Source organism: Methylobacterium sp. 13MFTsu3.1M2 (assembly GCF_900112625.1).
Taxonomy (GTDB): Bacteria; Pseudomonadota; Alphaproteobacteria; order Rhizobiales; family Beijerinckiaceae; genus Methylobacterium.
In genome coordinates this window covers 61,739-69,685 of sequence record NZ_FOMM01000032.1, presented here as the reverse complement: position 1 = coordinate 69,685, position 7,947 = coordinate 61,739, and the positions used below count along the sequence as shown (strand labels likewise).

The 7,947-nt window shown below is 69.1% G+C and carries 4 protein-coding genes and 2 rRNA genes; 3 read left to right on the top strand and 3 right to left on the bottom strand.

The genetic code is table 11. The features are described 5' to 3' along the window. From BM314_RS26175 to BM314_RS31310, 3 genes are all read left to right on the top strand, one after another. Positions 1 to 235 (top strand): 23S ribosomal RNA (locus BM314_RS26175); the annotation flags it as partial. Between the two features lie 168 nt (positions 236 to 403). Beyond that, a 5S ribosomal RNA gene (rrf, locus tag BM314_RS26170) occupies positions 404 to 519 on the top strand. 373 nt (positions 520 to 892) lie between these two features. Next, positions 893 to 1,399 (top strand): sigma factor, encoded by a 507-nt coding sequence (locus tag BM314_RS31310; protein ID WP_091981269.1) that lies wholly within the window; start codon positions 893 to 895, stop codon positions 1,397 to 1,399. A gap of 232 nt (positions 1,400 to 1,631) precedes the next feature. Here BM314_RS31310 and BM314_RS26160 read toward each other — a convergent pair whose 3' ends face one another. Genes BM314_RS26160 through BM314_RS26150 form a run of 3 tightly spaced genes read right to left on the bottom strand, consistent with a single transcriptional unit; the run spans position 1,632 to position 7,720 of the window. After that, a complete protein-coding gene (locus BM314_RS26160; protein WP_091981267.1) occupies positions 1,632 to 4,550 on the bottom strand; it encodes a hypothetical protein in 2,919 nt (972 codons plus the stop codon). 38 nt (positions 4,551 to 4,588) lie between these two features. Continuing rightward, positions 4,589 to 5,953, bottom strand: a complete 1,365-nt coding sequence (locus BM314_RS26155; protein WP_091981265.1) for an HlyD family type I secretion periplasmic adaptor subunit — start codon at positions 5,951 to 5,953, stop codon at positions 4,589 to 4,591. Between the two features lie 3 nt (positions 5,954 to 5,956). Beyond that, on the bottom strand, positions 5,957 to 7,720 hold the full coding sequence (locus BM314_RS26150; protein ID WP_091981263.1) for a type I secretion system permease/ATPase: 1,764 nt from the start codon (positions 7,718 to 7,720) through the stop codon (positions 5,957 to 5,959). Positions 7,721 to 7,947: the final 227 nt, after the last annotated feature.

Sequence of the window (7,947 nt, the reverse complement as noted above, 5' to 3'; positions counted from 1 at the left end):
TAGTACGAGAGGACCGGGATGAACGTACCTCTGGTGGAGCTGTTGTCGCGCCAGCGGCAGTGCAGCATAGCTATGTACGGACGGGATAACCGCTGAAGGCATCTAAGCGGGAAACCCCCCTTAAAACGAGACCTCCCTTGAGGGCCGTGGAAGACGACCACGTCGATAGGCCGGGGGTGCAAGCGCGGCGACGCGTTGAGCCGACCGGTACTAATCGCCCGATTGGCTTGATCGCTCTCGTGATCCGTGTCCGGACTGGTTCGGCAGCCGCAAAGGCTGGCGAAGCCAGAGACACACGAAACAAGAAGACCCGCAGCGACACCGCTGCCTGCTTGCCGAACACAGCACTCGCCGTCGCAGCACCCTGCGAAGGCCAAGTGCCAAAAGAATTGCGATGCGCCGGTCTGGTGGCCTGAGCGGCGTGCCCAGAACCCGATCCCATCTCGAACTCGGCCGTTAAACACGCCAGCGCCTATGGTACTGTGTCTCAAGACACGGGAGAGTCGGTCGCCGCCAGACCTGCCCATCGCAATCACCATTCCCTCGACACGAACACCGATCCGGCCCCGGACACTGCGCACGCTCACACAGAGCCCGCGCCGGATCTCATCGGTCGCTCCGCACCCGTGCAGGTTCTCTGAGCCACGTCACCTTCTGTGATGGGCGTTCGATCGGCCGCACAGCCATCCCAATCAGCCGAGAGATCGTGCGCAACCGCGAAGGCGGTTCCCCGCGTCGCGCGAGGGCTGACTGATCCCGGACATCTGCCTGCTCCGAGCCTTTCCCGACCGGTCGTGCCGAACGCCTCGGCCAGTCGTCGTTCGCCCGGCACCGACGACCGCGCTGTGCCGAAGGCGCGGCCTTGAGGGCTGTACAGCAAACCTCTATTATAATGCTGCTGTACAATGCCTCCGGTCAGTGTGGAATCGAGCATCGCATGCCGTGCCATCCGGACACGCGCTCACGGTCGGTCCCCGGTGAAAGGGCTGGATCGCCGTCCTTCAGGCCTGATGGCGGACCAGAGTGTCCGCCTGCCGCGTCCGGCCCCGACAAGATCCATCTGCGTCGTCCGCATTCAGGGGATCTCAATGCGGCGGCCGATCGGGATCCGGCGTTCGACGCGGACCGTTTCCGGGCAGCCCTCGTGGAGTTGCTGCCCGACCTGAAGCGATTCGCGGGGTCGATGGCGAAGACGGCCGATCAGGCTGAGGACTTGGTTCAAGAGACGCTGCTCAGGGCTTGGATAAGTCAGGATCGCTTTCGTCCTCGTAGCAATCTTCGAGCCTGGACATTCACCATCATGCGGAGCAGCCTCTCGCCCTCCAAGCGTGAGACAGCGGATCCGACGGATGTCGGCAACGCTGCACCCGACAGGCGACGCATCGATCCTGACCGGTGAAACCGCGGAGCGTTCTCGCAGGACGAATGGCGACGGCCACGTCGTCTGACGAGGCGGTGCTGGATGTGGCGACGCCGATCATCGACCCGCGCGCTCTGCTGCGTGCGTCGAGATATGAACCGCTCTTCGTCAGTCCAAGTGCTTCGCGCTCCCCGGTCGAGTTCAGGGCGGTCGAGCGCCACCGTCGAGAACACACGAGAATGCCTGCCGTTCGCGGATCCTCGGTTTCCCGTCAGGAGTGGAGGTCGAAGTGATGGGCGTTGGCGCCGTGATCTGAAACCCCGATCAGGCTGACGTCTCCGTGGACGCCACTGTCCGCCGGTGCGTGGCTCGGTCCGGCCGGTGGGCCGGGTTTGCTGTCGGACGCGAATTCGATGGTGCCGTTCGGGCCGATGCTGGCTGCCGGTCTCGGACCGTGACTGCCCCCGCTCGTCGGGGGACTCGGCTCGCTTGACGGTTCTTGATCGCGGCTCACGCCGGTCGAGCCTCCCGATCCCTGGCGCGAGAGCGATTGGTCTGACGCCACCGGGGTGCCGACGTTCGCGGCCGCAACGGCAGTGCCGTGACCTGTGTGGTGCGGGCCCGCGTCGAGGTTCGCGGGATTGGGATCCGCCCCGACCGCTCGATCCTGCGTGCCGCTCGGCGAGATGCCTGCGTTCGCACCGGTTGCCGGGTTGGAGCCGTCCGAGTTCCGCAGATGCGGTTCGGTCTCTCGGGCGTGATCCGCAGCCTCGCCGCTGCGGCCGGGCCCGTCGGCGGTCTGAGTATGGCCTGGATCGTCCGCTCTCACCCCCGCCAGCGCGCTGGCCGAAGAAGCGATTGGGTCCGCGTTGGAAGCCGCGCTGTGAACGGCTGGACCCTGTGCGTGCGGTCCATCGTCTTGGAGGTGCCCGGGCAGCTCGCCGCTTCGATCGTCCTGCCCGTGGCCTGGATCGGCAGCGCGCGCCTGCGTGCCGGCTGACGGCGGACCTGGGTCCGCGTCGGTGGCCGAGCCGTGACCGCGGCTATCCTGTGCGGGTGGTACCGTATCGTGAAGATGTCCCGGCGCCTCGGCGCTCCGGCCAGGTGAAGCGCCGGCCCGCGCGTGACCGGGATCAGCAACATTCGCCTGCGTCTGCGCGCTCGCGGATGGTTGGACCGGATCCGTGTCGGCGGCCGAGCCGTGATGGCCGGCATCCCGGGCGTGCGGCGCCGCGTCTTGGATATGCTCCGGCGCCAGCGCGCTCCGAACCGGTCCTTCGCCAGCCTGCCTGTGATCCGATTCGACGGCTCTGGCCTCGATCTGCAGGTTGGCTGCCGGAGCTGAGGGGGTGGGATCGGTGGCCGCCGTGCCGTGGCTACCGGCATCCTGTGCGTGCCCTGCCGGGCCCTGGATAGATCCCGGTGCCTCGGCGCTCCGGCTGGGGCTTTCGCCGGCCGGAGCGTGCGCAGCCACCGCGCCGCTCGCCTGCACGGTGGCTGAGGGCGGCGCTGATTGCGTGCCGGTGTCCGTGCCCTGACCGTCATTGTCCTGGGCGTGCGGCGCCGAGCCCCGGAGGTGGCCCGGCACAGCGGCACTCCGACCGGGACCTTCGCCGGCCCGCGTCGGGCCTGGATCGGCAGTGCTTGTCTGAGCCTGCGCCAGACCCGGCGGTTCATCCGGACTCGCGCCGCCGGCCGCGTCCAGTGGAACGGCCGCCGCGTCCTTGTGATGGCCTGGCGCATCGGCGCTCCGGCCAGGCCCGTCGCCATCTTGACCGCGGCCCTGATCGGTGACCTCCCCCCGGATCTGCGCGAGGCCCGCTGTTGGACGCGGGCTCGGATCGGATGCTGCACTGGGGTCGCCGGCCGCGCCGTGCAACTCCCGTTCGGATGCACCTGCGCCGATGCCTGAAGGATCCGCATGCGCGACCGCGTCGTGCCGTCCCCTTGCCTCCGGCGAGACGCCCATTCGCAGACCGTTGTCCGGGCTACCGGAGCGCTCCTCGACCGGGAGCTGCGCGTGTCTCAACTCGGGCTGTGCGGCGGCATTGAGCCCGTTGACCGGGGCTGGCGGAGCTTCGGATGCCGCGTGACCGGTCGTCGGGGTCGCGCTCTGGGCCAGCGATGGCGCCTCACCGGTCGCGCTCGACGACGGGGCTCCCTGTTCCCGTGCCGCGGCGTCCCCCGATGGCGCGGCGCCACCGTCCGATCTGGAATCCGGAGACGACGATGAACCCGCTGCGAGGGCTGCGCTGGCCTCGGCGCCGCGCGCGAGCGGCTGAAATCCGGATTCCGCGCCTGCCCGGGTCGGCCCATGGCCGAGGGCTGGGTCTCTGAGGCCGATGAGCCCGAAATCGGCGGCGTCAGATCGGGCGGAAGCGACCGCGGCCGACTCGGCCGTTAGGAGACCGGCCGCGCCGCTCGCGGGACCTTCGTGGCGGCCGGTGCCGAGCGGACCTTCCGACTGGACGGGGCTCGCCGCTCCACCCGTCGTCGGCGACAGGCTGCCCTGGTCACCCGGGACGGCGCTGCTGGCGCCCCGCGCGCCGAGGTATGATGTCGCCTCGATACCCTGTGCGGGGTGGTCGACGAGGGCATCCGCCGCGAAGACCATGGCCGAGAACACGATCAGCCCGACCTGCTTACGGTGGCCGTCGCGCTCATCGGCATCGCCCGTGTCGCGCGCTTCGGACGGCCCGTGCTGTTGCGCGTGGCCCGCGTGAGGGGGCTGCGCCGCGCTCTCGGTCGATCGCTCCCCGTCATCCGCGCGGGCGTCGTCGGGCGACAGGCTCAGAGCCGCAGCCGCGACGAGAGCCGCGAGCAGCGCCGCCGGGTGAACCGAGAGCTTCGTCCCGCGGGCATCCTGCGGGATCGGGAGAAGCTCGGGATAGCGTCGGGCGATCTCGTTGATGAGGGCGCGGAAATCGCTGCCTCGCATCGGGCTGTCCAAGACATCGGACGCGATGACGTAGCTGCCGTCGATCCTGGCGAAATGCATGACGGCGTCGCCATCCGGCCGGCAGAAGACGAACCAGGGGTCCGCCTCGTCGCTCAGGCCCTGCTCGCTGCCGATCTGCAGGCCGGCCCGGATCAGCGCGGCCTCGACGCGGTAGAATTCCGCGAGCTCCTGCTGCGACCAGCCGCCCTGGCACGTCGTTGCGGGTCGGAAGAACGAGATGACCGCGCCCATCGGGACCTCACGTCCGCACAGTGACTGAGAAGCGGACTCTATCGTTCATGGAAACTGCGTCCCAGAGCATCGAAGAACGGCGCCACCAGATAGTCGAGCGCCGTGCGCTCGCCGGCCGAGACGACGACCTCGGCGGGCAGGCCCGCCAGGAGGCGTGATCGTACGTCGTCCGGGAGTTGATGGTCGTCGATCTCCACGGTGCCGGCGAAATAGGCCTGCTTGGTGCCGTCGTCGATCAGGCGGTCGCGGGAGACCATCGTCAACGTCCCGAAGATCGCCGACATGCGGCGCGTCTGAAAAGCCGGAAACTTCACCTCGGCCCGCATGCCGGCATGAACCGCCTCGAGATCGTTCGGCGCGAACTGCACGCTGATCACGAGCCGGTCGGTCGTCGGAACGATCTCCATCAGCGGCTCACCCGAGCGGACCACCTGGCCGATCGTGTAGACCTTCAATCCCTGGATGACGCCCTGGTGCGACGCCCGGACCTCGTGCCGACGGAGGACATCCCGGGCCACGATGAGTTTCTCGCGCAGTTCGGCGATCTTCTGGCGCGTGTCGAGGAGCTGCGCGGTCAGCGATTCCTGCAGCTTCTGCTTGAGCTGCGCGGTCTGCATCCCCGCCTCGTTGATGCCGTTCTGCGCCTTGGCGGTCTCCGCCACGGACCGTCCGATCACGCCTCGGAGGCGCGCGTGCTCGCGCTCCATCATCAGAACGCGCGAGAGCGGGATGAGGTTCTTCTCCTGGAGGCCGCGCAGGCCCTCCAGCTCGTGCTGGATCAGAGCGACCTGCTGCTCGCCCGAGGCCTTCTCGACCGCCAGCCCGGAAATCTCCGTCTTCAGCTGCGTGACCCGCGCCTCGATGAGGCCGAGCTGCGCCTGGAAGGACGCGCGGCGCTCCGACAGCTGGCTGGCCTGGTCGTCGATCAGGCCGGCGACGGCCGGCTCGGCGCGCCGCTCCGCGATCTCCGGCGGCAGGAGCAGATCCTGCGCCTGGCCCTGCTCCGCGCGGAGGCGCGCTTCGAGGATCAGGGCCCCGTCGAGCTGGCCGCGGAGCAGATCGTTGCTGGCTCGCGATTGTACGGGATCGATGCGTAGCAGGACGTCGCCCGCGCGAACCGCCTGGCCGTCCCGGACCAGCACCTCCTGGACGATGCCGCCTTCGAGATGCTGCACCACTTTGCGGCTGCCTTCCGCGACCACCACCCCGGGACTGATGACCGCCCGGTCGAGGCGCGCGACGGCGGCCCAGGTGCCGACCACCCCGAACGTCGCGACGATGAGCGCGTAGCCGGCGACGGCGTACGCGCGCCAGTTCGTCAGGTCGGCGGAGCCCGACCGGTCCCGATCGGACCTTCTTCGCACGGGGGACGGGCTCTGGATCGCGGCGCGCGTGACGGTCATCGCTTATCCCGCGCTCCGCTGTTCGTCGGAGCTGCGGCGGCTCTGGGATGCCGCGGGGCCGACGGGCGGCACCAGGGTCGGGACCGGCCGCTGGCCGGTGACGTGGGCGAGGACCTGCTCGGGCGTGCCGGAGAGCTGTACGCGGCCCTCGCTCATGAGCAGGATACGGTCGGCCTCCTCCAGCAGGCTCACCTTGTGGGTCACCAGCACCACCGTCGTCCCGGATCGCTTCAGGTCCGCGACGGCGCGCATCAGCGCCGCCTCGCCGGGCTGGTCGAGACTCGCATTGGGCTCGTCGAGCACGACCAGGCTCGGCTCGCCGTAGAGCGCGCGGGCCAGAGCGATGCGCTGCCGCTGACCGCCTGACAGCCCGTGTCCCCCCCGACCGATGACCGTATTGTAGCCCTCCGGAAGCGACTGGATCAGCGCGTGACAGCCAGCCCGTTGGGCAACCTCGATGACGCGCGCGTCGTCCCGGTCGGCGAAGCGCGCGATGTTCTGCGCGACGGTCCCGTCGAACAGCTCGACGTCCTGAGGCAGATAACCGACATGCTGCCCGAGCAGGGCCCTGTCCCAGTGGTTCAGGTCGGCCCCGTCGATGCGCACCGTGCCTTCCAGCAAGGGCCAGACCCCGGTGAGCGCGCGAACGAGCGTCGATTTGCCGGCGGCACTCGGGCCGATGATCCCCACGACGCTGCCGGGCTCGAGCCGGACGCTCACCGCCTTGAGGATGGGGCGCGTCGCGCCGGGGGCCGCCACCGAGATGGTCTCGGCCTCGATCAGGCCGCGCGGCCGCGGCAGGACGAGGCGGCGCGTCTCCGAGCCGGCGACGGCCACGAGATCGACCAATCGCCGGTAGCTCGCCCGCGCCGCCGTGAACCCCTTCCAGTTGCCGACGACCGCCTCGATCGGCGCGAGGGTGCGGCCGATGATGATGGACGCGGCGATCATCGACCCGGCCGAGATCTCGCGGTGAATCGCCAGATACGCGCCGATGCCCAGCACCAGGGTCTGCAGCAGCATGCGGACGAACTTCGTGGCCGCGACGATCAGGCCCGCGCGATCGCTGGCCCGCGCCTGGAGGAGCAGGACGTCGTCGTGGCGGCGCCCCCAGAGCCCGCGCATGGACGCGACCATGCCCATGGCCTGCAGCACCTCCCCATTCCGAAAGACCGTGGCGGCGCTCTGCCCCGCTTCGCGCGAGGCCTGACTGGCGGCGTCGAGCGTCCGACGGGTGGCGACCTCGTTGAGCAGCGTGAGGCCGAGGATCGTGCCGCCGCCCACCAGCGCCATCCAGCCGAACCAGGGATGGAGGATGAAGCAGGCGAGCAGGAAGATCGGTATCCAGGGCAGATCGCAGAACGCCAGCATGCCGGCGCCGGTCAGGAACTCCCGCAGGACGTCCACGTCGCGCAGCGCCGTATCGTGCTGCGCGCCGGGCCTGAGCAAGGTGCCGCGATGGGCGGCATCGAAGATCGGCGTGGCGATTTTCTGATCGAACACCACACCGCCGCGCACCAGGAGGCGGGCGCGCAGCATCTCGAGCATCGCGTAGACGGCCAGGCCGAACGCCGCGATCAGCGTGATCCCCGCCAGGGTCGTCTCACTCCGGCTGGGGATCACGCGGTCGTAGATCTGGAGCATGTAGAGCGGGCTGACGAACAGCAGCAGATTGATGAAGAGCCCGAACACCACGGCGGTCGCCAGGACCGGCCGGAGCGAGCGCAGGCCGATGGTCAATGCCGATTGCAGCGAAGGATCGCTCATTCTGCCCTCTTCCTGCGATCGATCGGCACGACCGGCGATACCCGGTGGCTCAGATTCCCGTGCTGCTCGCGTCAGTGACCCGCGGGCGCTCAGATCCGCGAGCGGCAATCGTACGTGCGATTCTCGACTTTCATGGGCCGCTATCCAGAGACATGCACCGGTAGTGGGGCATCCGGCGCCATTCTCCAAATCGTTCCTTGCAGGATGATAGCGCTATTCAGGTAGTT